The 25,111-nt window shown below is 67.6% G+C and carries 24 protein-coding genes and 1 pseudogene; 19 read left to right on the top strand and 6 right to left on the bottom strand.

Features of this window, described 5'->3' with window-relative positions; genetic code table 11:
* Both ACXJKJ_RS26085 and ACXJKJ_RS26080 read left to right on the top strand, forming a co-directional pair.
* The gene (locus ACXJKJ_RS26085; RefSeq protein WP_457393653.1) at positions 1-789 is read left to right on the top strand and encodes a hypothetical protein; all 789 of its coding nucleotides are present in this window, start codon (positions 1-3) and stop codon (positions 787-789) included.
* A complete protein-coding gene (locus tag ACXJKJ_RS26080) occupies positions 789-2,069 on the top strand; it encodes a hypothetical protein (protein ID WP_457393651.1) in 1,281 nt (426 codons plus the stop codon). The genes ACXJKJ_RS26085 and ACXJKJ_RS26080 overlap by 1 nt, the downstream gene beginning before the upstream one ends.
* 1 nt (position 2,070) lies before the next feature.
* On the opposite strand, the gene ACXJKJ_RS26075 is transcribed toward ACXJKJ_RS26080, so the two are convergent.
* The 3 genes from ACXJKJ_RS26075 to puuE are packed head-to-tail and all read right to left on the bottom strand — an operon-like array spanning position 2,071 to position 6,004.
* Complete coding sequence (locus tag ACXJKJ_RS26075; protein ID WP_457393649.1) at positions 2,071-3,297, bottom strand: M20/M25/M40 family metallo-hydrolase; 1,227 nt, start codon at positions 3,295-3,297, stop codon at positions 2,071-2,073.
* A complete protein-coding gene (gene uraD, locus ACXJKJ_RS26070) occupies positions 3,294-5,042 on the bottom strand; it encodes a 2-oxo-4-hydroxy-4-carboxy-5-ureidoimidazoline decarboxylase (protein WP_457393647.1) in 1,749 nt (582 codons plus the stop codon). The genes ACXJKJ_RS26075 and uraD overlap by 4 nt, the downstream gene beginning before the upstream one ends.
* Positions 5,039-6,004, bottom strand: coding sequence for an allantoinase PuuE (puuE, locus tag ACXJKJ_RS26065; protein ID WP_457393645.1), 966 nt, complete (start codon positions 6,002-6,004; stop codon positions 5,039-5,041). Before puuE ends, uraD begins: the two co-directional genes overlap by 4 nt.
* A 32-nt stretch (positions 6,005-6,036) precedes the next feature.
* Here puuE and uraH point away from each other — a divergent pair, with 32 nt between their 5' ends.
* The 7 genes and pseudogenes from uraH to ACXJKJ_RS26030 all read left to right on the top strand — a co-directional run bounded on the left by uraH (position 6,037) and on the right by ACXJKJ_RS26030 (position 12,894).
* Positions 6,037-6,390: a hydroxyisourate hydrolase gene (gene uraH, locus ACXJKJ_RS26060; protein ID WP_457393643.1), complete on the top strand. Its 354-nt coding sequence runs from the start codon at positions 6,037-6,039 to the stop codon at positions 6,388-6,390.
* The gene (locus ACXJKJ_RS26055; RefSeq protein WP_457393641.1) at positions 6,380-6,604 is read left to right on the top strand and encodes a hypothetical protein; all 225 of its coding nucleotides are present in this window, start codon (positions 6,380-6,382) and stop codon (positions 6,602-6,604) included. The genes uraH and ACXJKJ_RS26055 overlap by 11 nt, the downstream gene beginning before the upstream one ends.
* On the top strand, positions 6,597-7,364 hold the full coding sequence (xdhC, locus tag ACXJKJ_RS26050) for a xanthine dehydrogenase accessory protein XdhC (protein WP_457393639.1): 768 nt from the start codon (positions 6,597-6,599) through the stop codon (positions 7,362-7,364). The genes ACXJKJ_RS26055 and xdhC overlap by 8 nt, the downstream gene beginning before the upstream one ends.
* Before the next feature lie 352 nt (positions 7,365-7,716).
* Positions 7,717-9,102, top strand: a pseudogene (locus ACXJKJ_RS26045) (methyl-accepting chemotaxis protein); the annotation flags it as partial.
* A gap of 131 nt (positions 9,103-9,233) precedes the next feature.
* A complete protein-coding gene (locus ACXJKJ_RS26040) occupies positions 9,234-10,412 on the top strand; it encodes a urate hydroxylase PuuD (protein ID WP_457393637.1) in 1,179 nt (392 codons plus the stop codon).
* 7 nt (positions 10,413-10,419) lie between these two features.
* Positions 10,420-11,715 (top strand): glycerate kinase type-2 family protein, encoded by a 1,296-nt coding sequence (locus tag ACXJKJ_RS26035; protein WP_457393635.1) that lies wholly within the window; start codon positions 10,420-10,422, stop codon positions 11,713-11,715.
* A gap of 339 nt (positions 11,716-12,054) precedes the next feature.
* Positions 12,055-12,894 (top strand): HDOD domain-containing protein, encoded by an 840-nt coding sequence (locus ACXJKJ_RS26030; protein ID WP_056192721.1) that lies wholly within the window; start codon positions 12,055-12,057, stop codon positions 12,892-12,894.
* Positions 12,895-13,157: 263 nt separating this feature from the next.
* Here ACXJKJ_RS26030 and ACXJKJ_RS26025 read toward each other — a convergent pair whose 3' ends face one another.
* The gene (locus ACXJKJ_RS26025; RefSeq protein WP_457393633.1) at positions 13,158-13,694 is read right to left on the bottom strand and encodes a histidine phosphatase family protein; all 537 of its coding nucleotides are present in this window, start codon (positions 13,692-13,694) and stop codon (positions 13,158-13,160) included.
* 88 nt (positions 13,695-13,782) lie between these two features.
* Here ACXJKJ_RS26025 and ACXJKJ_RS26020 point away from each other — a divergent pair, with 88 nt between their 5' ends.
* Genes ACXJKJ_RS26020 through ACXJKJ_RS26000 form a run of 5 tightly spaced genes read left to right on the top strand, consistent with a single transcriptional unit; the run spans position 13,783 to position 17,961 of the window.
* The gene (locus tag ACXJKJ_RS26020) at positions 13,783-15,039 is read left to right on the top strand and encodes a lipoprotein-releasing ABC transporter permease subunit (protein ID WP_457393631.1); all 1,257 of its coding nucleotides are present in this window, start codon (positions 13,783-13,785) and stop codon (positions 15,037-15,039) included.
* Positions 15,032-15,724 carry a lipoprotein-releasing ABC transporter ATP-binding protein LolD gene (lolD, locus tag ACXJKJ_RS26015; protein ID WP_457393629.1) on the top strand — a complete coding sequence of 231 codons (693 nt, stop codon included), beginning with the start codon at positions 15,032-15,034 and terminating at the stop codon, positions 15,722-15,724. The genes ACXJKJ_RS26020 and lolD overlap by 8 nt, the downstream gene beginning before the upstream one ends.
* On the top strand, positions 15,721-16,575 hold the full coding sequence (gene purU / locus ACXJKJ_RS26010; protein WP_056192710.1) for a formyltetrahydrofolate deformylase: 855 nt from the start codon (positions 15,721-15,723) through the stop codon (positions 16,573-16,575). The genes lolD and purU overlap by 4 nt, the downstream gene beginning before the upstream one ends.
* Positions 16,576-16,596: 21 nt before the next feature.
* The gene (locus ACXJKJ_RS26005) at positions 16,597-17,139 is read left to right on the top strand and encodes a hypothetical protein (protein WP_457393627.1); all 543 of its coding nucleotides are present in this window, start codon (positions 16,597-16,599) and stop codon (positions 17,137-17,139) included.
* A 9-nt stretch (positions 17,140-17,148) separates the two neighbouring features.
* Positions 17,149-17,961 (top strand): TatD family hydrolase, encoded by an 813-nt coding sequence (locus ACXJKJ_RS26000; protein ID WP_457393625.1) that lies wholly within the window; start codon positions 17,149-17,151, stop codon positions 17,959-17,961.
* Here ACXJKJ_RS26000 and ACXJKJ_RS25995 read toward each other — a convergent pair whose 3' ends face one another.
* Together ACXJKJ_RS25995 and ACXJKJ_RS25990 are read right to left on the bottom strand one after the other, a co-directional pair.
* Positions 17,962-18,783: an MOSC domain-containing protein gene (locus ACXJKJ_RS25995; protein WP_457393623.1), complete on the bottom strand. Its 822-nt coding sequence runs from the start codon at positions 18,781-18,783 to the stop codon at positions 17,962-17,964. It abuts the gene before it with no gap.
* A gap of 13 nt (positions 18,784-18,796) precedes the next feature.
* Positions 18,797-19,606: a mechanosensitive ion channel family protein gene (locus ACXJKJ_RS25990; protein ID WP_056193115.1), complete on the bottom strand. Its 810-nt coding sequence runs from the start codon at positions 19,604-19,606 to the stop codon at positions 18,797-18,799.
* An 18-nt stretch (positions 19,607-19,624) separates the two neighbouring features.
* On the opposite strand from ACXJKJ_RS25990, the gene ACXJKJ_RS25985 reads away from it, so the two are divergent.
* From ACXJKJ_RS25985 to ACXJKJ_RS25965, 5 genes are all read left to right on the top strand, one after another.
* Positions 19,625-20,185, top strand: coding sequence for a DNA-deoxyinosine glycosylase (locus tag ACXJKJ_RS25985; protein WP_457393621.1), 561 nt, complete (start codon positions 19,625-19,627; stop codon positions 20,183-20,185).
* Between the two features lie 36 nt (positions 20,186-20,221).
* On the top strand, positions 20,222-20,995 hold the full coding sequence (locus tag ACXJKJ_RS25980; protein ID WP_056192699.1) for a spermine/spermidine synthase domain-containing protein: 774 nt from the start codon (positions 20,222-20,224) through the stop codon (positions 20,993-20,995).
* A 14-nt stretch (positions 20,996-21,009) separates the two neighbouring features.
* Positions 21,010-22,791 carry a GspE/PulE family protein gene (locus tag ACXJKJ_RS25975; protein WP_056192696.1) on the top strand — a complete coding sequence of 594 codons (1,782 nt, stop codon included), beginning with the start codon at positions 21,010-21,012 and terminating at the stop codon, positions 22,789-22,791.
* 104 nt (positions 22,792-22,895) lie between these two features.
* Entirely contained in the window at positions 22,896-23,360 is a 465-nt protein-coding gene (locus tag ACXJKJ_RS25970; RefSeq protein WP_056192693.1) for a tripartite tricarboxylate transporter TctB family protein, read from the top strand.
* Between the two features lie 7 nt (positions 23,361-23,367).
* Complete coding sequence (locus tag ACXJKJ_RS25965; protein ID WP_056192690.1) at positions 23,368-24,879, top strand: tripartite tricarboxylate transporter permease; 1,512 nt, start codon at positions 23,368-23,370, stop codon at positions 24,877-24,879.
* Positions 24,880-25,111: the final 232 nt, after the last annotated feature.

Raw genomic sequence — 25,111 nt, 5'->3', positions numbered from 1 at the left:
ATGAGAGTCGCCTTGCTCGCCCTGCTTTTCTGTGCCCAGGCGCAGGCCGCCGTCGTGAATTGCGCGCCGGCATCGGGCCGCTTCACGGTGCTGCTCAGTGAACCCAGTGGCGCGGCCATGCCGGACCGCGCGGCCATCGACCGCTTCCTGAATAAGCTGCAGTTCGAGCTGGATCAGGAGCGCGATGAGCATTGGATCAACCCGGGCGCGACGCCGGTGGCTTTTCGCGCCTGCCCGAAGCGGGCGCCGGCACTGGACGGCAGCGAGTTCAGTGCCGAGGTCGTCGAGCAGCTCAATGACCAGCGCGTGCTGCTGGAGGTCTGGGGCGTCGTCGACCGCGATGGCACGCCACCGGTGCTGAGCGCGCAGATCAACTATCTGCTGGTGCCGCTGCGCTTTGCGGCCGACCAGCGTGAGACCGTACCGACCGGCCTGCAGCGCCTGCGCTACCCCGAGGTCGGCGCCGCGCCCACGCAGGACGCCGTGCAGCTCATCTCCAAGCCGCTCGATCTGGACGCCTTCGTCGCCAGCGCCCTGGGCCTGAAACTGCTGCGCGAGCACGCCTACGAGCCGGCCTACGCCAATCTGTGTCGTGCCAGCAGCTTGCTGGGCGCCATGCTCAAGCGCCCGCTGGCCGGTCGCAGCAAGACCGACCTGGCCGCGCTGCGCGATTTCGTGCGGGGCAGCGCCAGTCGCGTGCTGCACGATGCGCTCGCCGACGCGGCCTACCCCAAGACCGGCCCGCTGCGCCTGCAGCAGGCGGCCCAACCTTGCGCGGGAGCCGAGTGATGCGCCGCCTGCAGAACGCGCTGCTGGCGCTGTCGCTCGCCCTGCTGCCGCTGCGGCTGCTGGCGATGGACATCCGGCCCTGCTCCGATCCCGTCGTGTTCAGCGATGCGGCCGTCAACGCCCTGGTGCTGCCCTGGCGCGCCCAGGCCGGCCCGCAGGCGCTGCAGGACGCCAGCCGGCAGATGTCCGCGCTGGCCCAGTTGCAGCTGCTGATGTCCATGCTGAAGTTCGGCTCCATCGGCGTGGTGGACCTGGTGGCCGAGCCCGGCCGCGTCTGCGACGTGGACCAGGTGCTGAACCGCGTCAGCCGCACCGGCGTGGCCAGTGGCCGGCTGAAGGCGGGTCAGGGCGTCGTCGTGCTGTGGGGGCGGCTGTTCGAGCAGGATGGCGAGATCTTCCTGCAGAGCTATCTGCGCTTCGCGCGCCAGGGCGTCGATGGCCTCGTGCCCGAGGTGCTCAAGGTGCCACTGCGCGCCGGTGATACGACGCTGGAGTTGCAGGCGGCACTTCCCGCGCAGGCGCTGTCCTTTGCGCCGCGCCGCATCCGGCTGGAGGACCTGGCGCGCATCGATGCCGCCTTCCGCGCAGCGCTGCGTGTGCGGCCCGCCCCCGACCTCGACGCGCCCGGCGTGGAGATCGGCCGCTCCACGAACCAGAGCTTCCCTTACTGGGTGGCCGAGTCGCGCGGCGACTGGCTGCGCCTGGCACCCATGCGGCCCGGCCTGCCGGCGGGCTGGGTGCGTGCCCGCGCGGGTGACGACACGCCGGAGTGGTCGCTGTCGCGCTGGCTGCCTGAACTGGACTTCGCCGAGGGCGTGGCCGGCTGGCTGCGGCTGCGCACCGGCGGCGTGCCCACCGCGCAGCGCCAGCCCATGGCCGACGCGGCGCTCGCGGCATTGGCCCGCTACGAGCGCGCCGTGCCCGCGGAGCTGGCCCCCAACGCCTGGGCCGTGGCTGCCGGCCTGCGTGGCCAGCTGGCCTGGGTTGCGGAGCAGCGCGACGCCGCAGGCCGCCAGTTCACGCTGGCCGCCCAGCGCCTGCCCGGCGACGCCGCGGCGCGCCAGGCAGCCGCGGTCATGATGGCGGCACAGCGGCCGCTGGATGGGGCGTCGGCCAAGGTGCTGGCCGACGAACTGCTGGCCGTGCTGGCGCTGGACCCGAACGACACGCTGGTGCGCGCCAACCTGAAGGCCCTGTACCGGCTCTACGCGCAGCGGCCCGATTGGAGCCCCTTCACCGCCGAAGAGCTGGCCACGCGCCAGCAGGTGCTGGGCGGCTGAGTCAGGTGTCCAGCAGCTCTGCCAGCGCTCGTGCCACCACCTGCGTGGCGCGCTTGAGATCGTCCAGCACCAGGTGCTCGTCGGCCCGCTTGGCATTGCTCTCAAGCACCGTGCGCGGCCCGGCGCCGTAGATGGCGGCCGGGATGCCGTGGGCCGTGTACAGGCGCACGTCGGTGTAGAGCGGGGTGCCCGAGGTCGGGATGGGCTCGCCGAACACGGCCTCGCCGTGCCTTTGCAGCGCGGCCACCAATGGCGTGGCGCCGGGCAGCGGCTTCATCGAATGGGCCAGCAGCAGGCGCTTGATGTCGAGCTTGATGCCGGGGCTCGCGGCGACGGTGTTTTCAATCAGCGCACGCACCTCGGCCTCCACCGCGGTCGGGTCTTCCTCGGGAATCATGCGGCGGTCCAGCTTGATGACCACCTTGCCGGGCACGACATTGGTGTTGCTGCCGCCTTCGATGCGGCCGACGTTCAGGTAGGGGTGGGTGATGCCAGCCACCTCGGAGCGGCGCATCTTCAGCACGTCGTTGTGCGCGTAGAGGGCCGTCAGCAGCTTGTTGGCGGCCTGCAGCGCGTCGATTCCCGTGCTCGGATAGGCCGCGTGCGAGGCCAGGCCGTGCAGGGTCACTTCCATCTGCAGGCAGCCGTTGTGGGCGGTGACGACCTGGTAGCTGAAGCCGGCCGCGATCAGGTAGTCGGGCTTGGTGAGGCCGTGCCTGAGCAGCCAGCCGGGGCCGAGTTCGCCACCGAATTCCTCGTCGTAAGTGAAGTGCAGCTCGACGGCGCCCTTCAGCGGCAGGCCCGAGTTCTTGAGAGCCAGCAGCGCGAAGGTGTAGGTCGCGAAGTCGCTCTTGCTGACGGCCGACGCGCGGCCGTAGAGCTTGCCGTCGACGATCTCGGCCCCGTACGGCTCATGCGTCCAACCTTCGCCCGGGGGCACCACGTCGCCGTGGGCGTTGAGCGCGATGGTCGGGCCGTCCTCGCTGAAGCGGTGGCGGACGATCAGGTTGGTGACGGACTGCATGCCGGCCGCATACACCTCGGCGGCGGGCACGGTGTGCTTCTCTGCCTCGAAGCCCAGTTCCGCCAGCAGCTCGGCCGTGCGGTAGGCGTGCGGCGCGTTGTTGCCGGGCGGGGTGTCGGTTGGGATGCGGACGAGGGCTTGGAGGAAGCGGACTTCGTCGTCGAAGTTCTCGCTGATCCAGGCATCAATGCGGTTCTGAGTCATAGGGTATCGATCAAACGTTCAAATGCCCGGATGGACAGGTCGGCGTCATCTACCGTCACCGACTCCAACGGGTTGTGGCTGATGCCGCCATTGCCGCCGCGCACGAACAGCATGGCCTGCGGCAACAGCTCGTGCAGCTTCATCGCGTCATGGCCGGCGCCAGAGGGCAGGCGGCGGATGGGCAGGCCCAGCCCGGTGACGGCGGCCTCCCAGCGCATCTGCCAGGCCGCATCGCTCGGCGCCGCGTTGGCGGCCAACGTCGGCTGCAGTGTGAAGCTCAGGCCGCGGCGCAGGCAGATCTCCTCGAGCTTGGCGCGCACGTCGGCGTCGAGTGCGTCGCGGGCTGTGTCGGTCGTTGCGCGCAGGTCGAGGCTGAAACGGCAGCGACCGGGGATGACGTTGATGGAGCCAGAAGGCACTTCCAGCATGCCGACCGTGCCGACGACGTCCGGCACCGCTGCGGCCCGCTGTTCCGTGAACAGGATCAGCTCGGCCACGCCCGCCGCGGCGTCGCGGCGTTGGCCCATGGGCGTTGTGCCGGCGTGGCTGGCCAGGCCGATGATCTCGCCGGTGTAGCGGCGGCTGCCGTTGATGCTGGTGACGATGCCCAGGGGCAGGTCCAGGCTGTCGAGCACCGGGCCTTGCTCGATGTGGACTTCGACAAAGCCGAGGTAGCGCGACGGGTCGCGCTTGACCGTCTGGATAGCCTGCGCCGTGCCCGGCAGCCCGGCGGCCTGCATCGCATCCCGCAGCGTGATGCCGGCGGCGTCGGTCTGGTCCAGCCAGGCGGGTTGGAAGGCGCCGATCAGCGCGCTCGAGCCGAGAAAGTCCGCTGGGTAGCGTTGACCCTCTTCCTCGGAGAAGCCCACAACCTCGAGGCCAAAGGGCAGCCGCTTGCCGGCGCGATGCAGCTTGCGCACGACCAGCATGGGCACAAAGATGCCCAGCCGCCCATCGAAGCGGCCGGCGCGTCGCACGGTGTCGTAGTGGCTGCCAGTCAGCAACCGCTTGTCGGCGCCCGTGCCGTTGTAGACGCCCACGACATTGCCGACCGCATCGCGGCTGACCTCGTCAAAGCCGCAATCGCGCATCCAGGCCATCAGCTGCTCGGCAACGGCCGTGTGCGTGGGCGTGGCGTAGGTGCAGGTCAGAAAGTCCTCGGCCTCGCTGTGAACGGCCAACTGGGCGGCCCAGTCCCACAGCTGCTCGCCCAGCTCGGGCCGAACGCCAAATTTGTCATTCAGTCGGATCTCCGCGATGCGATGGATCTGGCGCAGGCACTCGGCGCGCTCCAGGTCGGGGTGGGCGCGCAGCCGGCGCTCGAAGGTCGCGATGATCTCGGCGCGCGCGAAGCCCGTGCCACGCGGCCCGCGCACCGCCAGGATGAAGGGAAAGCCAAACCGCTCGTTGTACTTCGCATTGAGCAGTTGGAGCTTCTCGAACTCCTCGGGCGTGCAGGCCGTCAGCCCGGCTTTCTGCTGCTCGTTCGTCGACTCGGCCGTCAGCTTGCCGGCGACGGCGGCCTTGCCGGCCAGCTCGGGATGGGCGCGGATCAGGCCGAGCTGTTCATCCACCGTCGCTTCGCGTACGACACGGGCCAGCGCGACCTTCAGCGCAGCCAGCGACTTGAACGGGCGTGCCGCGGCAGCGCGCTCGGCGATCCAGGGGGAGTGTTCGTAGGTGCCGTCCAGCAGCGCGACAAAGTCCGCGGCGCTGGCGTTGTTGAGGTCGTCGAGTTTCATCATTCCCAGACGAAGGCCGTCTTGGCGTCAAAGGGGTGAACGGTTTTCCAGTGTCGCGCGATGTCCAGCCGCCGGCAGACCCAGACGCGGTCATGCGCCTCGATGTGGTCCAGGAACTTCTGCAGGGCCCGCATGCGGCCCGGGCGGCCGAGCAGGCGGCAGTGCATGCCGATGCTCATCATCTTCGGGCTGTCGGCGCCCTCGGCATAGAGCACATCGAAGCTGTCACGCAGGTATTCGAAGAAGGGCTCGCCATGGCTGAAGCCCTGAGGCAGGGCGAAGCGCATGTCGTTGCAGTCCAGCGTGTAGGGCACGACGAGGTGCGGCGCCAGCTCGCCATTGGTCTTCCTGACCTGCAGCCAGAAGGGCAGGTCGTCGCCGTAGTAGTCGCTGTCGTAGTCGAAGCCGCCGAAATCGGCCACCAGGCGGCGGGTGTTGGGGCTGTCGCGGCCGGTGTACCAGCCCAGGCCGTGGGGGTCACGGCCCAGCGTCAGGCGCTTGAGGCTTGCCATCGCCTGGGCCATATGGGCGCGTTCGGTGTCCTCGTCGATGTTCTGGTAGTGCACCCAGCGCCAGCCGTGGGAGGCGATCTCGTGGTTGAGTTCGACGAAGGCCTGGGTCACTTCGGGCGAACGCTCCAGCGCCATGCCCACGCCGAAGACCGTCAACGGCAGCGCGCGCTGCTCGAACTCCTTCAGCAGCCGCCACACGCCCACGCGCGAGCCGTACTCGTAGATGCCTTCCATGCTCAGGTGCCGCGCCGGGAAGCTGGGTGGGTTGGCCATCTCGGACAAGAACTGCTCGCTGCCGGCGTCACCATGCAGCACGGAGTTCTCGCCGCCCTCTTCGTAGTTGAGGACGAACTGCACGGCCACCCGGGCGCCGCCGGGCCATTGCGCGTGGGGCGGGTTCTCGCCATAGCCGACGAGGTCGCGGGGATACCGGGGCTGATGGGGCGTGCTCATCCCTACACTTTGCATCAATCGACGGAGATTCCATGGGCAAGCTCACAACACATGTTCTCGACACCGCCAATGGCTGCCCCGCCGCCGGCATGGCCGTGCGCCTGTACCGCTTCGACGCCGAAGGCCCCAAGTGGCTGCGCAGCCTGCACCTGAATGGGGACGGCCGCGCCGACGGCCCCCTGCTGGAAGGCGCCACCTTCACCGCCGGGCGCTACCGCCTGGTCTTCGAAGTTGCGGCCTATTTCCGTGGACGTGGCCAGGCCTTGCCGGAGCCGGCATTCCTGGACGAGGTGCCGCTGGACTTCGGTATCGCCGATGAGGGCAGCCACTATCACGTGCCACTGCTCGCCTCGCCCTGGGCTTACTCGACATACCGTGGCAGCTGAACCTTCACCGAAGCGCTCGCGCTGGGCCGAGGGTCTCGGCGATGGCCTCTATGGGTTTGTCGACGGGCTGGCGATGTTCGGCCTGTGGAGTGGTGGTGCGGTCGCGGCGGCTTTCGGCAGATTCATGCTGGGTGGTGCGTTGGCCGTATTGGGCTTGGGTGTATTCCTGCGCTTCAAGCGTCTGCGGATGAAGAGAAAGGCCAAGCGTGCCTGAATCTGCTTGCATCCTCGTCACCGTTGCCCGCTTCACCGGAAGCGTGCCGCGCGAGGTGGGCGCCTGGATGACGGTGGCTGCAGATGGCATCAGCGGGACGGTCGGCGGCGGCCATCTGGAATTCGACGCTATTGCCCGGGCACGAGCCGCGCTGGCTGGCAGCGAGCTGGCCGACGAGGTGCGCTACCCCCTCGGGCCGAGCCTGGGTCAATGCTGCGGCGGCGTGGTCTGGTTGCGCTTCGAGCGCATCACGACGGGCGAGGATCTGGCCGCCCGATTGCCCCTGCAATCGCTGCGGCCCCTGGCCCTGTTTGGCGCCGGCCATGTCGGCCTGGCCATCGCCCATATCGCCCGCGAGTTGCCCCTGGCACTGCACTGGATCGACAGCCGTGAGGGCCAGTTCCCTGTGGAGCCGCTCGCGAACAGCTGGCGCCAGGAGATCTGCGACCCACCAGCCGATGCTGTGGGCGACCTCGCATCCGGCTCGGCCGCCCTCGTCATGACCCACAACCATGCCGAGGACTTCGAGATCATTGCCGCCTGCCTGAAGCGCCAGCGCGAGCGGGGCGACCTGGTCTTCATCGGCATGATCGGCAGCCGCACCAAATGGGCGAGCTTTCGTCAACGCCTGGAGGCCCGCGGGTTCACGGAGGCCGACCTGGCTCGCGTCGTATGCCCCATCGGGGTGCCCGGCGTGGCGGGCAAACAGCCGGCGGTCATCGCAATTGCGGCGTTGGCACAGGTTCTTGCATTGCCGTGAACTAAATCGCGGCACGCGGTGTTACAACGCCGGCGTCGAGCTTTCGGCACCTTCGGATGCAGCCAATACTCCCGGGCTGCAGGATCAATTTTGCTGTTTGCACTCATGCGCCCCGACACGGAGATTTTGATGGCCCAACCCGTTCTTTCGACGCCGGCGGCGGCGCCTGCTGCGGTTGGCGCGTGCACGAAGAATTGACATGGCGTTGAACGAGAAGCGGGCCGGACTGTCGACCGCGCACAAGCTTGGGTTGGCCTTCGGCTGGCTGGTCATGCTGACGGTGGCGCTCGGCGTGGCGGCGCTGCAATCGCTGGGGCAGGCACTCATCTGGAGCCTGCTGATCACCAGCCTCCTGTCCGTCGTGGCGCTGGCCGTCGTGCTGTCGCGTGCGCTGCTGCGCGAGCTGGGCGGCGAGCCGCGCGTCGTGGCGCAGCAACTGCAGTATGTTGCCCAAGGTGACCTGACCCACCACGTGCCCGTCAAACCCGGCGACCAGGCCAGCGTGATGGCGGGTCTGGCGCAGATGCAGCAGCGGCTCATCACGGTTGTCGCTCAGGTGCGCGAGGGTGCCGAGAGCGTGGCCATGGCCAGCGCCGAAATCGCCACCGGCAACACCGACCTCTCCCACCGCACCGAGTTGCAGGCCGCGGAGTTGCAGCGCACGGCGGGCGCGATGGAGACGCTACGTCAGCAGGTGCTGCTCGGTGCGGACCATGCACGCGATGCCAGCAGCGTGGCCACGACGGCTTGCGGCGTGGCCGAGCGCGGCGGTGCCGCGGTGGGCGGGGTGGTGGACACCATGCAGGCCATCAGCCACGGCTCGGCACGTATCGCCGAGATCATCGGCGTCATCGACGGCATCGCCTTCCAGACCAACATCCTGGCGCTCAATGCCGCGGTGGAGGCGGCTCGCGCGGGTGAGCAGGGCCGAGGCTTTGCGGTCGTCGCCGGCGAAGTGCGTGGCCTCGCGCAACGCAGTGCCAACGCCGCGAAGGAGATCAAGCAGCTCATTGCCGACAGCGGCGAGCAGGTGCAGCAGGGTTCGCGGCAGGTGGACGGCGCGGGCGAGACGATGCAGCAGGTGGTGGACGCCATCCAGAAGGTGGACCGCATCGTCAACGAGATCAGCGCCGCTGGCGCCGTGCAGGCCAGGCACGTGAACGACGTGGGCGAATCCGTCGTCCAGATGGACCGCAGCACGCAGCAGAACGCCGCCCTGGTGGAGCAGAGCGCCGCCGCCGCCGAAAGCCTGCGCGATCAGGCGCAGCAACTCGTCGGCGCCGTTGCGTTCTTCCGGCTGCACGCGGCCGGCAACCCCCAGGCCCTCATCGCCGACATGCAGGCGCGCCTGGCACAACTCGGTGCGCCCGAGCTCCGGGGCACTGAAACGTCAGGCGGCAAGCAGGTGCCCGGCCTTTACTTCGGCGCGCGCAAGCTGAACAACGACTACGAGCTGGTGGACGACCTCAAGCGAAAGACCGGTGCCACGGCCACGGTGTTCGTGAAGTCCGGCGACGAGTTCGTGCGCATCAGCACCAATGTGCTCACGCCCGAGGGCACGCGCGGCGTGGGTACGCCGCTGGCGCGAGCCAAGGCCTACGAGACGATCAGCCGGGGCCAGTCCTTCAGCGGCGAAGTGGAAGTGCTGGGCAAACGGTTCGATGCCTGCTACAGCCCGATCAAGGACGGCCGCGGTGCGGTGATCGGCGTGGCCTACGTCGGGTTCAAGAAGGGCTGACGCCAAGGCGCCGCTGCTGCATACACTTCCGCCCTGTCGCAGCGGTGTCGGAGGCGTTGAGCCTGCGCTGACGCGACCCCTGGGCCCCACAGCACCCGCCGTGGTGGGGCCGTGCGAGAACACCACCGCTCATGGATATCTACCTCCTCGACTGGGCCAGCCTGCTGCTGCGCTGGCTGCACGTCATCACCGTCATCGCCTGGATCGGCGCGTCCTTCTACTTCGTCTGGCTGGACAACCACCTCGTCAGGCCGACCGCCGATGACCTCAAGGCCAAGGGCGTGGACGGCGAACTCTGGGCCGTGCACGGCGGCGGCTTCTACAACCCGCAGAAGTACATGGTGGCGCCGGCCAACCTGCCGCAGGACTTGCACTGGTTCTATTGGGAGAGCTACTGGACGTGGATGAGCGGTTTTGCGCTGTTCGTCGTGCTCTACCTGTGCAATGCCAGCCAGATGCTGATCGACCCGCGCGTCCATACCTGGGGCGCGCCCTGGCAGGCCGTGGCGGCGGCGCTGGGCTTCCTGGTCGTCGGCTCGGCGGTCTATGACATCGCCTGCCAGGCCCTCGGCCGCACCAAGGATGGGCAAATCGGCAATGACGGCCGCGTGATGGCCGTCGTCGCTGCCTTTGTCGCGCTGGAAAGCTGGCTGGCCTGTCATCTCTTCGCCGGCCGCGCGGCCTTCCTGATCGTCGGCGCGACGCTGGCCACCATGATGACGGCCAACGTGGCGCACTGGATCATCCCGGGCCAGAAGAAGGTCATCGCGCAGATGCGTGCCGGCCAGAAGCCCGACCCCATCTACGGCCAGCGCGGCAAGCAGCGCAGCGTCCACAACACCTATTTCGGCCTGCCGGTGCTGATCGCCATGCTCAGCAACCACTACGGCATGCTGTACCAGCGGCCGGACAACTGGCTGGTGCTGTGCGTGTTGATGGCCGCGGGCGTGTCGATCCGCATCTTCTTCGTGAAGCGGCACAAGGGCGTGAACGGCTGGGATTCGCTGGGCCTGGCAGCGTTACTCATCGGTGGGCTCATCGTCAGAATGGCGCCCGCGCCGCAGGCCGCCGCGGCCGCGCCGGTCACGCTCGAGCAGGTTCAGGCGATCGCCGCCCAGCGTTGCCTGGCCTGCCATACCGGCGAGGTGGCGCAGAAGGGCGTGCGGCTGGATTCGGCCGAGGGCCTGAGCGCCCACAAGGCCCAGATCTACCAGCAGGTCATCGTGCAGCGCGCCATGCCGCTGAATAACGCGACCGGCCTGACGGAAGAAGAGCGCGCGTTGATCGGCCGCTGGGCTCAGCAGCCATGAGCCTGGCATGAGCCTGGACCCGCGTGCGCTGCTGCGGCAGCTCTATGACGTGGCCGTCGCGCGCGCGCTGCCCGGGCGGGTGTTGGCGGCGCATTTGCCGCCGCCGCCCAAGGGCCGCACCCTGGTGCTAGGCGCGGGCAAGGCGGGCAGTTCCATGGCCCAGGCGCTGGAAGCCGCCTGGCCGGCCGACGCCAAGCTGTCGGGCCTCGTCATCACCCGCTACGGCCATGTACCGCCGAACTACAAGCCGCGCCGGCTGCAGGTCGTCGAGGCGGCTCATCCAGTGCCGGACGCCGCCGGCCTGGCCGCCAGCGAGAAGCTGCTGGCCCTGACCCTCGGCCTGACTGCCGACGACCTGGTCATCTGCCTGATCTCCGGCGGCGGCTCCGCCTTGATGAGCCTGCCCGCGCCCGGCCTGACGCTGGCCGACAAGCAGGCGATCAACCGCGCCCTGCTGAACAGCGGCGCGGCCATCGACGAGATGAACTGCGTGCGCAAGCATCTGTCGGCCGTCAAGGGCGGGAGGCTGGCCGCGGCCTGCGCGCCGGCGCGGGTGCTGACGCTGGCGATCAGCGACGTGCCCGGTGACGACCCGGCCGTCATCGCCTCCGGCCCGACGGTGGCCGACCCGACCACCTGCGCCGATGCGCTGGCCATCTGCCGGCGCTACAAGATCGAGCTGCCCGCCGCCGCCCGCGCCGGACTCGAGTCAGGCACCTTCGAGACGCCCAAGCCCGGTGACTTCGCCCAAGCCGGCCATGAACTCGTCATGCTGTCCACGCCGCAAATGAGCCTGGAGGCGGCCGCCGCCTTTGCCCGCGAGCAGGGCATCGCTGCCCACATCCTCAGCGACGAGATCGAAGGCGAGTCGCGCGTGGTCGGCGGCATGCATGCGGCGCTCGCTCGCGCCGTCGCACGCCGCGGCGAGCCCTTTGCCAGGCCCTGCGTGATCCTGTCCGGCGGCGAAACGACGGTGACCGTCGACCCGAGCCGGCCCGCGGCCGCAATTGGAAAAGGCGGCCGAGCCACCGAGTTCCTGCTCGGCTGTGCGCTGGCCCTGCAGTGCGAGCCCGGTGTCTATGCGCTGGCCGCCGACACCGACGGCATCGACGGTGTTGGCCCCCATGCCGGTGCCTTGCTGACTCCCAGCAGCCTGGGCCGCGCCCGCGCCCTGGGGCTCAATCCGCAGGCCCTGCTGGACGCGCACGACAGCGCCAGTTTCTTCGCGCCGCTGGGCGACCTGCTCGTCCCGGGGCCGAGCTTCACGAATGTGAATGACTTCCGCGCATTGCTGATCGTTTAGGGCCTGTTAACGCCACGGCAACGGGCCGCGTTGTGGCCAGAAAGGCCGCGAGCAAGGCGCAAATCGCAGCCGGGCTGGGTGCCCGGCGAGGATTTTGCAACGCCGCGCGCGGCCTTTCCGGCCGCAACCCGAAGGGAAGGCTAGCCGCCAGGGGCCACTCGGCGTTGCACCGCTGGCCCGCACATGAGTGCGGGCGGCGCGCTGCGCCTTGATTGGCCCCTGGCGGCTAGCCTTCGCGGCCCATTGCCGTGGTGTTAACAGGCCCTGACGTGAAGTCCGTGGCGAGTCCGCGGCCTTCGTCCTAGACTGGCCCGACTGTCATCACCCCGGAGGTCAAAGATGAGTGCAGCTGCCGAACGTTTCTTCGTCAGGCACAACGCCCTGCCGACCATGCCCGAGGTGGCCTCGCGGCTCTTGAAGAGCTTCGACGACGACAACGTCGGCATTTCGCAGATCGCCGCGCTGATCGAGAAGGACGCAGCGCTGACCGCCAAGGTGTTGCGCCTGGCGAACACGGCGCACTACAGCCCCGCGCACCAGATCGCTACCGTCATTGACGCCGCCCATGCGCTGGGCCTGGAGACGCTGCGCAACCTCACCATGGCCGCCTGCCTGAGCGGTGCCTTTCCCAAGGTCCAGGGTCTGGACCGGGCCACCTTCTGGCGCCACGGGGTCGCCACGGCCAACTACGCGCGCATCCTGGCCCGCATGCTGGGCGCCGATGCGGCCACGGCCGACACCGCCTACCTCGCGGGGCTGATGCTGCGCACCGGCCAGCTGCTGATGGCCTTGGACGAGCCGCATCTGGTGGCCGACGTCGAGACCCATGCCGCCGAGCCCGGCAGCCGCTTCTCGCTGGAGGAGCACCGCTTCGGTTGCACCCACGCCGACGTGACCGCGTCGCTGGCTGCGCACTGGCATTTCCCGCAGGCGATGGTGGAGGCCTTCAAGGACGCCAACACGCCGCTGGAGATCCGCCCCTTCTCGCTGATCGCGGCCGTGCTGCACGTGGCCGAGGTGCTGGCGGATGCCGCCGAGCACCATGACGAGCCCGTGCATGCGCTGAAGGTGGCCGTGCCCGAGCTGATCGAGCACCTGCATCTGGACCTGGACCTGCTCGCCGCCAAGATCGCCGCCACCGGCGACCCGGCGGCCGAGGTGGAGCAGATGCTGCATTAGGGCCTGTTAACACTACGGCAATGGGTCGCGAAGGCCCGCCGCCAGGGGCCAATCAAGGCGCGGCGCGCCGCCCGCACTCATGTGCGGGCCAGTGGCGCAACGCCGAGTGGCCCCTGGCGGCGGGCCTTCCCTTCGGGTTGTGGCCAGAAGGGCCGCGCGCGGCGTTGCAAATGCTCGCCGGGTGTCCAACCCGACTCCGCTTTGCGCCTTGCTCTCGGCCTTTCTGGCCACAACGCGATCCGTTGCCGTAGTGTTAACAGGCCCTAGAGACAGTTCGCTTCGGGCGCTCCGCTTGGCGCGCCATAGCTGAACTGCGCCCAGCGCGGCGGCTCGGTTGCTGGCTGCAGCAAGAAGGCGTGATGAAAGCTCGTCTCGCACAGGTCCGCCAGCTTCGGGCCGCCCAGCGCAGCCAGCACGGCCGTGACGGTGTTGCTGTGGCCGACGACGAGCACCACGCCGGTCTGGGCGCGCACCGCGTCGACCACCGCCTGCACATGGGCGGCGCCCTTGGCGTCCACGATGCGCGGCTGCAGGCCCAGCGCCTTGGCCAGTGGCGCGGCGGTGTCGCGCGTGCGGCGGAACTGCGTCGTCAGGATGCTGTTCACGTGCAGGCCGGCCAGCGCCTGGGCCAGGGCCTGGGCGCGCTGCTCGCCAGCGGGCGTCAGCGCGGGGTCCCCCGTGGGCTCGGTGGCGCGCTCGGCGTGGCGCACCAGGATGACGAGATCGGGCGCGGCCGCGGCCGGGGCGGCCAGGGCGAATGTCAGAAGACAGGCTGGCAGCAGGACAGACAAGGGCTTCATCGCGATTCCAGAAGAGGTCGGGTGCCATTCTCGCCACGGCCTGCCAGTTACCATCCCGGCCCCATGCCGTACGCCTTTGCAAAGCCCCATGACCCTGCCGTTTGAACTCCAGGTCGGCTGGCGCTACACGCGCGCCGGCCGCGGCGGGCGGCGCAACCGCTTCATCAGCTTCATCTCGAGCGTGTCCATCCTGGGCATCGCGCTGGGCGTGGCGGCGCTGATCATCGTGCTGTCGGTGATGAACGGCTTCCAGAAGGAAGTGCGCGACCGCATGCTCAACGTCATCGCCCACATCGAGCTGCTGGAGTACACCGGCCAGGCGCTGCCGGACTGGCAGGCCACGGCGGCCAAGGCCAGGCAGAACCCCGAGGTGATGGGTGCGGCACCGTTTGTCGCCAGCCAGAGCCTGATCGCGCGCGGCGAGGACATGCGCGGCGCCATCATCCGTGGCATCTCGCCGGCCGAGGAAGCGACGGTCACCGGCCTCGGTGCGCAGCTCAAGGACGGCGTCTTCGCCCAACTGCAGCCCGGCGCCTGGAACATCGTGCTGGGCGCGGAGCTGGCACGCCAGCTGGGCGTGGGTGTGGGCGACAAAATCACCGTCGTCGCGCCCGGCGCCCAGGTCACGCCGATGGGCGCCTCGCCGCGATACAGGAGCTTCAATGTGGTCGGCACCTTCAGCGCCGGCCACTACGAGTACGACTCGGGCCTGGCCCTGATCCACATCGACGACGCGGCCAAGCTCTACCGCACCGGTGGCCCGACCGGCGTGCAGCTCAAGCTGCGCGACGTGCACGACGCCCGCCGCGTCGCAGCCGAACTCAAGGGCACCATGGGCCCGGACATCCTGGTGCGTGACTGGACGCGTTCCAACGCCAATTGGTTCGACGCCGTGCAGATCGAGAAGCGCCTGATGAGCATCATCCTGACGCTGATCGTCGCGGTCGCCGCCTTCAATCTGGTGTCCACGCTGGTGATGACAGTGACCGACAAGCAGAGCGACATCGCCATCCTGCGCACGCTCGGCGCCAGCCCGCGCTCCATCATGGGTGTGTTCATCGTGCAGGGCGCGGTGGCCGGCGTCATCGGCACGCTGTCTGGCGTGGGCCTGGGGCTGTTGGTGGCCTGCAATATCGACGTCATCGTGCCCACCATCGAGCGCCTGCTCAACGTCAGCTTCCTGCCCGGCAGCATCTACGTCATCAGCCAGATGCCCAGCGACCCGCAGCAAGGCGACATCGTGCCGATTGCGCTGGTGTCCCTGGCCCTGTCCTTCCTCGCCACGCTCTACCCAAGCTGGCGCGCCAGCCGCGTGCAGCCGGCGGAGGCGCTGCGTTATGAGTGATCAGATTCTTCAGGCCGCGGCCTTGACCCGCCGCTTCAGCGAAGGCGGCCTGGACGTCACCGTGCTCAAGGGCGTGGACCTGCATGTGTCGCGCGGCGAGACGCTGGCCATCGTCGGTGCTTCGGGCTCGGGCAAGAGCACGCTCTTGCACCTGCTCGGCGGCCTGGACGTGCCGACCTCGGGCGCCGTCACGCTGATGGGCCGGTCGCTGGCGTCCATGGATGAGGCCGAGCGTGGCCGCTGGCGCAACCAGCAGCTGGGTTTCGTCTACCAGTTCCACCACCTGCTGCCCGAGTTCTCGGCGCTGGACAACGTCGCGATGCCGCTGCGCATCCGCCGCCAGACGCCTGCCCAGGCGCGCGAAACGGCCGCCGAGATGCTGGCCCGCGTCGGCCTGAAGGAGCGTGTGCAGCACCGCCCGTCCGAGCTGTCGGGTGGCGAACGCCAGCGCGTGGCCATCGCCCGGGCCCTTGTCACCCGCCCGGCCTGCGTGCTGGCCGACGAGCCCACCGGCAACCTCGACCGCGACACCGCCGCGGTCGTCTTCGAGCTGATGCTGGAGCGCGCCCGCGAGTCCGGCACCGCCTTCGTTCTCGTCACCCATGACCGCGACCTGGCGGCGCGCTGCGATCGGCAGCTGCTGCTGGTGGCGGGCCAGTTCCAAGCCCCTGCAACGACCGCATGACCCCGCGATTCATCCTCAAGCTTTCATGCCCCGACCGCGCCGGCATCGTGCATGCCGTCACCGGTGTGCTGCTGCGCGAAGGCGGCAACATCCTGACCTCCCACCAGCATGGTGACGCTGACCATGCGCGCTTCTTCATGCGCATCGAGTTCGAGGCCAAGGCCGAGGAGGCCGCACTGCAGGCCGCGTTTGCGCCGCTGGCCGCCCAGTTCGACATGGATTGGGAGCTGGTGGCCCGCGCCCGCAAGACCCGTGTGCTGCTGCTGGTGTCCAAGCTCGGCCATTGCCTGAACGATCTGCTGTTCCGCGTGCAGACCGGGCACTTGCCCATCGAGATCCCGGCCATCGTCTCCAACCACCGCGACTTCTATCAGCTCGCGGCCTCGCACAACATTCCCTTCCACCACTTCCCGCTGCTGGGCGCCACCGACGCACAGAAGCAGGCGCAGGAAGCCAAGATCCGCGAAGTGGTGGCCGAAAACCAGATCGACCTCGTCGTGCTGGCGCGCTACATGCAGATCCTGTCGCCCGAGCTGTGCCGCGACCTGAGCGGCCGGGCCATCAACATCCACCACAGCTTCCTGCCCAGCTTCAAGGGCGCCAAGCCCTATCACCAGGCCTACGAGCGTGGTGTCAAGCTGATCGGTGCGACGGCCCATTACGTGACCAGCGACCTCGACGAGGGCCCGATCATCGAGCAGGAAGTCGCCCGCATCGACCACAGCATGCCGCCCGAACAGCTCGTGGGCATCGGCCGCGACATGGAATGCGTGGCGCTGGCGCGGGCCATCCAGTGGCATGCCGAGCACCGGGTGTTGCTCAACGGCAACCGCACGGTGGTGTTCCGGTGAGTTAACGCCCAGGGAGCCAGCATGATCAGTCCAGAACTTCGCTCTCAGTTGATTGATGCTTTGGCGGAGTCGGACAGCAACACTAGAGACGATCGCGCTGATCGCTTGGTTTGGCTCTCAATGCTGCCCACGGCACCTCCTGTACTCATCGGGCGATTTGAGCAGTTTCGTCTTCGAGAGGAGGCGCGAGTTTGTTTCGTACAAGGCAACTTCATCGCTGTCGTCTTGACGGCCCTTGCGCTCATTGAACAGACACTGACCGAGGAGCTACTCCATTTGGGCCTGAGCGACGACAAGGTCCCGAAGTCAACGCAGCGGTTGTTTGACTTGGCACATGAGCGTGGGATCTTGAGTGCGGAGCAGATAAAGCGGGCCCACATGGTGCGAGAGCACCGGAACCCGCTAGGGCACTTCCGTCCGCCAGACGATCCGAAAGGCCCTGTCCGGCGCTACCGCGAAGGTGACTTGCATCCCGATCGAATGCTTGAGGATGATGCAAAGGAGGCAATCTCACTCGCCTTCGATTTGTTCGTGCAAACCATTCGCCTCGTCAAGTTTGAATAGAGATTCACCGTGTCTTGGATAGACACCCACTGCCACCTCGACGCGGCCGAGTTCAACGCTGACCGCGACGCCGTCGTCGCGCGTGCCAGGGCCGCGGGCGTCGCGCAGATCGTCATTCCCGCCGTCGATGCGCACAACCTCGACACGGTGCGCCTGCTGGCCATTCAGCACGACTTCACCTACGCCCTGGGCATCCATCCGCTGTGCGTGATGGGCGCCGCCGCGGGCGATCTGGAAAAACTCGCCGAAGCGGTGGAGACGCATCATGCCGATCCGCGCCTCGTCGCCGTCGGCGAGATCGGCCTGGACTATTTCGTCGAGGGCATCGACCCCGACACCCAGCAGCATTTCTACGTCGAGCAGCTCAAGCTCGCCAAGCGCGCTGGCCTGCCGGTGCTGCTGCATGTGCGGCGCAGCGCCGACAAGCTGCTGGCCGGCCTGCGCCGTGTCGGCTTCACGCAGGGCGGCATTGCGCATGCCTTCAATGGCAGCGAGCAGCAGGCGCAAGCCTTCATCAAGCTGGGCTTCAAGCTCGGCTTTGGCGGCACGCTGACGTTTGAGCGCTCGCTGCAGATCCGCCGCATCGCGGCCAGCGTGCCGGATACGGCGCTCGTCATGGAGACTGATGCGCCGGACATCCCGCCGCAGTGGCTCTACAAGACGGCCGAGCAGCGTGAAGCCAGCCCTGGCCAGGCGCGCAACGAGTCGGCCGAGCTGCCGCGCATTGCCGAAAGCCTGGCCGAGCTGCGCGGCTGGACGCTTGAGCAGACGGCGGCAATCACCAGCGCCAACGCGCGCGCCGCGCTGCCACGGCTGGGCTGATCAGGCCTCGCCGAAATTCAGCGACAGGTCCACGCGGTCGCCGATGCGCAGGGTCCCCGTGCCGTCGCCACGCGCATAGACACCGAACTGCACTGGTGCGCCCGGGGCGCGCTCGGCGCTGAGCCGGGTCAAGGCGTCCAGCACGACCGGCTGCGGTTCGCCGCTCGCCGGGTCCACCGTTGGCACGACGCAGCGCACGCAGACCGTTGTGCGGCGCAGCGTCAGTGCGCCGACGCGGGCCTCGACCAGGATGTCCTCGATGAAGGGCGGCAGGTCGCCGCCGTCTTCGGCGCTGAGCAGCAGATTGGGTCGCGCACGCTGTGCCGGCCCGTTCAGCGGCTGGGCCATGGCGTCCTGCCAGGACTGCAGCGAACCCTCGCCGACGATGTGCAGTGCATTGAGGATGGGCCGGCGCTGTGCCTCAATGCTCAAGCGCACCAGCCGCAGCGGCTCGCCCGTGGTCGCCTTCAGCAGCGCGGCCGCGTCTTCGCCAGCATCCCAGACCTGCAGCACGTCGAAGTCCTGGCGTTCGCCGTTCCAGCCGCGCACTTCCAGCGCGTCGCCGCCTTCGCCGGGCACTGTCAACGATCGGCCCAAGGCCTGTAACTCAAGGTCCGAGCCCACCAACCGGGCGTGGACCAGCGCGAGCCGTGGGTGCGCGCCCATCCAGGTCAGCTCGCCGCCCGCGTCGACGATGCCCCAGCCGCGGTCGCCCACGGGCCAGCCGTCGCCGTCCAGCAGCAGGGTATTGACGGCTTCGCCGGCGCACGACTTGACGGGGTAGCGCCACAGCCCGGCGACGCGGGCGGTCAGGTCAGCCATGGTTTCTCCAGGTTCAGCGATTGCGCGGCGCGAGGGGCGTTTCGGGCACCGGGTAGCCGGCGGCGCCAAAGGTCGCGACGACGGCCTTGTGGGTGTCGAAGTAGACCTGCCAGTAATGGTCCGTGTGGCAGTACGGCCGCACGCACAGCAGCGGGCCTTCGGGCGTGAACTGCAGGATCTCGATATCGGGCGCCGGCTTGGCCAGCACATTGGGAATGGCCGCGATGGCCGGACGCAGCCGCGCGATGGCGTCCAGCGGGTCCACGCTGTTGGCGACCTTGGCCAGGCAGTCGACGCGGCGGAACGCCTGCGCCGAGTAGTTCTGGATGGCGCTGCTGAACACGGTGTTGTTGCCGACCAGGGTGTGCACGTTGTCCGGCGTGTTGATAGTCGTGCCAAAGAGGCCAATCTCGGTCACCGTGCCGGTCACGCCACCGGCCTGCACGAAGTCGCCCACCTTAAAAGGGCGCAGCACCTGCATGAAGACACCGGCCGCGAAGTGGGTCAGCAACCCGCCCCAGGCGGTGCCGATAGCCAGGCCCGCGCCGGCCAGCAAGGCGGCGAAGGAGGTGGTCTTGACGCCGAAGATGTCCAGAATCGCGAGGATCAGCACCAGGTTCAGCAGCACGCTGAGGATGGAGCGCAGATAGGTGGCCAGCGTCGAGTCGATGCGCTTGCCGCGCTCCAGCGCCGCCGAGAACACACGCAGCGCGATTGAAATGAGCCACCGGCCCACGACCCAGGCGGCGATGGCCGCGAGAATCTTCAAGCCGAAGTCCACGCCCTGGGTGCTGAGAAACAGCCAGATGGCTTCCGTATTCATCATGTCGAGTCACTCCCTGTGAAAACCCGCGCATCGTCGCAGCTGCCGGCCGTGTTTGCCAGGCCTCCAAACCCCGAAATCGAGCGTCTTGTCGGCCTCGCGCCGGTGTTTGACGCCCAGGCCCGCCTGCTGGTGCTCGGCAGCTTTCCCGGCGCTGCTTCGCTGCAGGCAGCGCAGTACTACGCGCATCCGCGCAATGCCTTCTGGCCCGTCATGGCGGCGCTGCTGGGCGAACCGGATCTGGCGACGCGGCCCTATGCCGAGCGCCTGCAGGCATTGCGCCGCGGCCGTGTGGCGCTGTGGGACGCCGTGGCTGCCTGCCGGCGCGAGGGCAGCCTGGACACGGCCATCGAAGCCGCCGAGCCGAGCGATCTGATTGATCTCGTCACCCGGCTGCCGCAGCTGCGCGCGATTGCCTGCAACGGCGCGCTCGCTCACCGGCAGACGCTGCTGGCCCTGGGCGACGTGGCCTTGCCCGTGCTGCGACTGCCGTCGACGAGCCCAGCGCATGCCGGCCTGAGCCTGGCAGACAAGATCGCCGCCTGGCGGGCCGGGCTGGCGCCGTATCTGGTGGCCTAGGATCCCGCCTATGACAAGACTGCTGACGGCCGGGCGATGAAGCCCAAGCCAACGACCTGGGGCCCGGCGACGCTGAGCGAATTCGACGGCGTGCGTTTTCTGCACCTGGACTCGATCTGGGTGCAAGGTGCGATGCGCATTCGCAAGCCGGATCAGCTGGAGCTGGAGTACATCCAGCGCATGTGCGCCTGGATGTTGTGGCGGGACCCGGCCGCACTGGGCGAAGGCCATGCCGTGCAACTCGGCCTGGGCGCCGCGGCGCTGACGCGCTTTTGCCATGGCCAGCTGAAGATGCGCACGACGGCGGTGGAGATCAACCCCGAGGTCATCGCCGCCTGCCGGCAGTGGTTCCGTCTGCCGGGCAACGATGCCCGGTTGAGCGTCGTCAACGGCGACGCCGCGGCCTGGGTCAATGACAGCGCCAACCTGCAGACGGTGGATGTGTTGAGCGTGGATCTCTACGACCATGACGCTGCGTCGCCCGTGCTGGACGACGAGGCCTTTTACGCCGCCTGCCGTGGCGTGCTGGCGGACGGCGGGCTGATGACGGTCAATCTGTTCGGCCGCAGCGCGAGCTTTGCGCGCAGCGCATTGCGCATCGCCAAGGCCTTCGGGTCGGACCAGGTCTGGAGCCTGGCGCCCACCAAGGAGGGCAACACCGTCGTCGTCGCGGCGCGCGGCGTGCAGGTGCCACATCGTGACATCCTGGAGCAGCGCGCAGCTAATATCGAATCGCGCTTCAAGTTGCCGGCCCGCAAATGGCTTAGGCTGGTGCGGCCGCTGCCGATGAGCATCCTCAACGCCCTTTGAGAAGCCGAGCCTCGATGTCGACCAAGTCCAAGCCACTGGCTGCCCCCACGAAGACTGAAGGCCGCCTGGAATGGCGCCAGCTGCTGCATTGGCTGCAGGAGGATGGCCTCATCGACGAAAGCCAGGTCCAGCGCACGGAGCAGCGCTTCGCGGCCGGCGATAGCGCCTTGCATCCCCTCGTTCGCCTGGGCCACGCCGCTCTGGTGCGCCTGTCGACTGGCAAGCCACTGGATGTGGACGCATTGTCCGAATGGCTGGCAGTGCGCGCCAAATTGCCTTATCTGCGCATCGACCCGCTGAAGGTGGACGTGGGCCGCGTCGGCGACGTGATGTCCATCGGCTATGCCGAAGCCAAGCGCTGCCTGCCGGTGCAGTTCGGCCTCAATGACGTGACGATCGCGACATCCGAGCCCTTCGACATCAGCTGGGTCGCGCAGATTGAGTCGCATGTGCGCAAGCCCATCAAGCTCGTCATTGCCAACCCGCTGGAGATCGCGCGCTACACGACCGAGTTCTTCACGCTGGCACGTTCGGTACGCGCCGCAGCCAAGGCGGGCGAGCAGAGCCAGGTGGCCAGCTTCGAGCAGCTTGTCGAACTCGGCAAGACCAACAAGCAGCTCGATGCCAATGACCAGGGCGTCGTACAGGTCGTCGACTGGCTGTGGCAATACGCCTTCGACCAGCGCGCATCGGACATTCACCTTGAACCGCGCCGCGAGATGGGTGTCATCCGTTTCCGCATCGACGGCGTGCTGCATACGGTCTACCAGCTGCCACCGACGGTGATGGGCGCAATGACCTCGCGCATCAAGCTGCTCGGCCGCATGGACGTCGTCGAGAAGCGCCGCCCGCTGGATGGCCGCATCAAGACGCGCAACCCAGCCGGCGACGAAGTTGAAATGCGGCTGTCGACGCTGCCGACCGCCTTCGGCGAGAAGATGGTCATGCGCATCTTCGACCCCGAGACCGCTGTCAAGGATCTGTCGTCCCTGGGCTTCGGCCAGCACGACTCCGACCGCTGGGAGAGCCTGGTCAAGCAGCCCCACGGCATCATCCTGGTGACCGGCCCGACCGGCAGCGGCAAGACGACGACGCTGTACTCGACGCTCAAGCGCCTGGCGACCGAAGAGGTCAATGTCTGCACCATCGAAGACCCCATCGAGATGATCGAGCCGGCCTTCAACCAGACCCAGGTGCAGAACGTGCTGGATCTCGGTTTCGCCGAAGGCCTGCGCGCGTTGATGCGCCAGGATCCGGACATCATCATGGTCGGCGAGATTCGCGACCTGGAGACGGCCGAGATGGCTATCCAGGCCGCGTTGACGGGTCACCTCGTCTTTAGCACCTTGCATACCAACGACTCGGTATCGGCGATCACGCGGCTGATGGACCTGGGCGTGCCGAGCTATCTGATCAGCGCCACCGTCATTGGTGTGCTGGCCCAGCGGCTGGTGCGCACCCTGTGCCCGCACTGCAAGCAGCCCGACCCCATGGTCACGCGGGAGAACCTCAATGAGCTGGTGCGGCACTGGCGCCTGGGTGGAGGCGTCAAGCCTTTCAAGCCGGTGGGCTGCCTGGAATGTCGCAATACGGGTTTTCGCGGCCGTGCTGGCCTTTACGAACTGTTGACCGTTTCAGAAGGCGTCAAGGCCTCGGTCGCTGACCTGGCCGCGCTGCGTCGTCAGGCCATGCAGGAGGGCCTGCGCCCACTGCGCTTGGCCGGCGCGATGAAGGTGGCGGAAGGGGTGACGACGGTGGAGGAGGTGTTGCGCAGCACGCCGTCCTGGGAAGGCTAGTCTCTCTTGTCTTACGTGTAATCCACAGTCGGGCAGCGTCGACCCGACTGCCAGAATCACCGGCAAGAAAACGCGCGCCCGCGGCGCGCCGGAGGCGACAAGCAATGAAGATCAAAAGCCAGCGGGACTTCTGGTCCGGGCTGATGTTCCTGGTGGTGGGCGTGGCGTTCGCATGGGGCTCGACGGAATACTCCTTCGGCACCTCGGCCCGACCAGGCCCGGGTTATTTCCCCTTCGGCCTGGGCATCCTGCTGGCCTTGCTGGGCGGCCTCGTGCTTTTCAAGGCGTTGACGCTGGAATCAGAAGGCGGCGATCCCATCGGCGCCATTGCCTGGCGCCCTTTGCTCATCATCGTCGCCGCTATCGCCGTCTTCGGCGTCGCGCTGCCCCGCCTGGGGCTGGCCTGCACGCTACCGTTGCTCATCACGTTGTCCGCCTTGGCCGGCAATGAGTTCCACTGGCGTGATGTGTTGATCAGCAGTGTTGTGCTGACGGTCGGCAGTTGGGCGCTGTTCATCCTTGGCCTGAAGCTGACCATCCCGCTCTGGCCCATCTACATCACGGGCTGAGGGCACCATGGACCTGCTGAACAATCTGGGTCTTGGGTTCCATACGGCGCTGACGCTGCAGAACCTGATGTACTGCTTCTTCGGGTCGGTGCTGGGAACGCTTATTGGCGTGCTGCCCGGTCTGGGGCCCGTCGCGACCATCGCGATGCTGCTGCCGTCCATCTACACGCTGGACGCCACACCTGCCCTGATCATGCTGGCCGGTATCTATTACGGCGCTCAATACGGAGGCTCGACGACGGCCATCCTGATCAATGTGCCGGGTGAGTCCAGCTCCGTCGTGACGGCCATCGACGGCTATCAGATGGCCCGGCGCGGCCGTGCCGGTGCGGCGCTCGCGGCCGCCGGCCTGGGTAGCTTCTTCGCCGGCTGCGTGGGCACCATCATCATCGCGGCCTTCGCGCCGCCGCTGACCGAGCTGGCCTTCAAGTTCGGCTCGGCCGAGTATTTCTCACTGATGGTGCTCGGCCTGGTCGGCGCCGTTGTGCTCGCGTCGGGATCGCTCATCAAGGCCATTGCAATGATCGTGCTTGGCCTGCTGCTCGGGCAGATCAACACCGACGTCATCACCGGCACGGCGCGCTTCTCCTTCGATGTTCCTGAATTGACTGACGGCATTGGCTTCGTGGTCATCGCCATGGGCGTGTTCGGCTTCGGGGAAATCATCGCCAATCTGGGTCAGCCCGAAGAACATCGCGAGGTCTTCACCAAGGAGGTGAAAGGCCTGTGGCCGACGAAGGAAGACTTCAAGGAGGCCTGGCCTTCGGTGCTGCGGGGCACGGCCCTCGGCGCTGTGCTGGGAGTGTTGCCCGGTGGCGGCGCGCTGCTGGCCTCTTTCGCGTCCTACACCTTGGAGAAGAAAGTCGTCCGCAATCCTCGTGTGCCCTTCGGCAAAGGCGCCATCCAAGGGGTCGCCGGCCCAGAAAGCGCCAACAACGCCGGTGCGCAGACCTCTTTCATTCCGATGCTCACGCTTGGCATTCCGCCAAATGCTGTGATGGCGCTGATGGTGGGTGCCATGACCATCAAGGGCATTCAGCCGGGGCCTCAGGTCATGACGAGCAACCCGGAGCTGTTCTGGGGGTTGATCGCATCGATGTGGATCGGCAATCTGATGCTGATCGTGCTCAACCTGCCTCTGATCGGCATTTGGATCAAGTTGCTGACAGTGCCCTACCGGTTTCTCTTTCCGGCCATCGTCGTCTTTTGCTGCATTGGCACCTACTCGCTGAACAACAACAGCTTTGACGTCTATATGACTGCGGCGTTTGCGCTGCTGGGCTACGTCTTCTACAAGCTGAGCTGCGAGCCGGCGCCGCTGCTGCTGGGCTTCATTCTGGGGCCCATGATGGAAGAGAACCTTCGCAGGGCGTTGCTGCTGGCGCGGGGCGACTGGAGCACATTCCTGACCCGTCCACTATCCGCCGGATTGCTGATTGCAGCGGCACTGATGATCGTCGTCGTGATGCTGCCGTCCATCAAGAGCAAGCGCGAGGAAGCTTTCCACGAAGAGGCGTGACGGTCGCCCGCTGACTGCCTGACTCTTGCCTTGACGTCGGTCGTCCGCGGTCGTCGGCCGGACTCACGGCGTTCTGACGGCGAGCATTGCAAGCCAACGTCGATTGAATACGTTCCCGCCTGCTGATCCAGTAAAAAACTGGCGCGGCTTCCGCATCCGAAAAACCTATGCTACAGTCGTGGGCTTCGCTGATCACAACGCAGCGCTTGCCGGGAACGGCGGATGGTTGTGA

The sequence above is a fragment of the Roseateles sp. P5_E1 genome (assembly GCF_054049335.1).
Note: the sequence above shows the minus strand (reverse complement) of the source record. Positions and strands in the feature narration are given on the sequence as shown.

What these genes read in the sequence shown, in the direction of transcription:
- purU (WP_056192710.1), top strand. Translation starts at nt 15,721, where the DNA reads ATGACCCCGCGATTCATCCTCAAGCTTTCATGCCCCGACCGCGCCGGC.
- ACXJKJ_RS25975 (WP_056192696.1), top strand. Translation starts at nt 21,010, where the DNA reads ATGTCGACCAAGTCCAAGCCACTGGCTGCCCCCACGAAGACTGAAGGC.
- ACXJKJ_RS25965 (WP_056192690.1), top strand. Translation starts at nt 23,368, where the DNA reads ATGGACCTGCTGAACAATCTGGGTCTTGGGTTCCATACGGCGCTGACG.
- ACXJKJ_RS26035 (WP_457393635.1), top strand. Translation starts at nt 10,420, where the DNA reads ATGAGCCTGGACCCGCGTGCGCTGCTGCGGCAGCTCTATGACGTGGCC.
- uraD (WP_457393647.1), bottom strand. Translation starts at nt 5,042, where the DNA reads ATGATGAAACTCGACGACCTCAACAACGCCAGCGCCGCGGACTTTGTC.
- ACXJKJ_RS26075 (WP_457393649.1), bottom strand. Translation starts at nt 3,297, where the DNA reads ATGACTCAGAACCGCATTGATGCCTGGATCAGCGAGAACTTCGACGAC.
- ACXJKJ_RS26080 (WP_457393651.1), top strand. Translation starts at nt 789, where the DNA reads ATGCGCCGCCTGCAGAACGCGCTGCTGGCGCTGTCGCTCGCCCTGCTG.
- ACXJKJ_RS26025 (WP_457393633.1), bottom strand. Translation starts at nt 13,694, where the DNA reads ATGAAGCCCTTGTCTGTCCTGCTGCCAGCCTGTCTTCTGACATTCGCC.
- ACXJKJ_RS26005 (WP_457393627.1), top strand. Translation starts at nt 16,597, where the DNA reads ATGATCAGTCCAGAACTTCGCTCTCAGTTGATTGATGCTTTGGCGGAG.
- ACXJKJ_RS26030 (WP_056192721.1), top strand. Translation starts at nt 12,055, where the DNA reads ATGAGTGCAGCTGCCGAACGTTTCTTCGTCAGGCACAACGCCCTGCCG.
- ACXJKJ_RS25980 (WP_056192699.1), top strand. Translation starts at nt 20,222, where the DNA reads ATGAAGCCCAAGCCAACGACCTGGGGCCCGGCGACGCTGAGCGAATTC.
- uraH (WP_457393643.1), top strand. Translation starts at nt 6,037, where the DNA reads ATGGGCAAGCTCACAACACATGTTCTCGACACCGCCAATGGCTGCCCC.
- ACXJKJ_RS26085 (WP_457393653.1), top strand. Translation starts at nt 1, where the DNA reads ATGAGAGTCGCCTTGCTCGCCCTGCTTTTCTGTGCCCAGGCGCAGGCC.
- ACXJKJ_RS25995 (WP_457393623.1), bottom strand. Translation starts at nt 18,783, where the DNA reads ATGGCTGACCTGACCGCCCGCGTCGCCGGGCTGTGGCGCTACCCCGTC.
- ACXJKJ_RS26020 (WP_457393631.1), top strand. Translation starts at nt 13,783, where the DNA reads ATGACCCTGCCGTTTGAACTCCAGGTCGGCTGGCGCTACACGCGCGCC.
- lolD (WP_457393629.1), top strand. Translation starts at nt 15,032, where the DNA reads ATGAGTGATCAGATTCTTCAGGCCGCGGCCTTGACCCGCCGCTTCAGC.
- puuE (WP_457393645.1), bottom strand. Translation starts at nt 6,004, where the DNA reads ATGAGCACGCCCCATCAGCCCCGGTATCCCCGCGACCTCGTCGGCTAT.
- ACXJKJ_RS26040 (WP_457393637.1), top strand. Translation starts at nt 9,234, where the DNA reads ATGGATATCTACCTCCTCGACTGGGCCAGCCTGCTGCTGCGCTGGCTG.
- ACXJKJ_RS25970 (WP_056192693.1), top strand. Translation starts at nt 22,896, where the DNA reads ATGAAGATCAAAAGCCAGCGGGACTTCTGGTCCGGGCTGATGTTCCTG.
- ACXJKJ_RS25990 (WP_056193115.1), bottom strand. Translation starts at nt 19,606, where the DNA reads ATGAATACGGAAGCCATCTGGCTGTTTCTCAGCACCCAGGGCGTGGAC.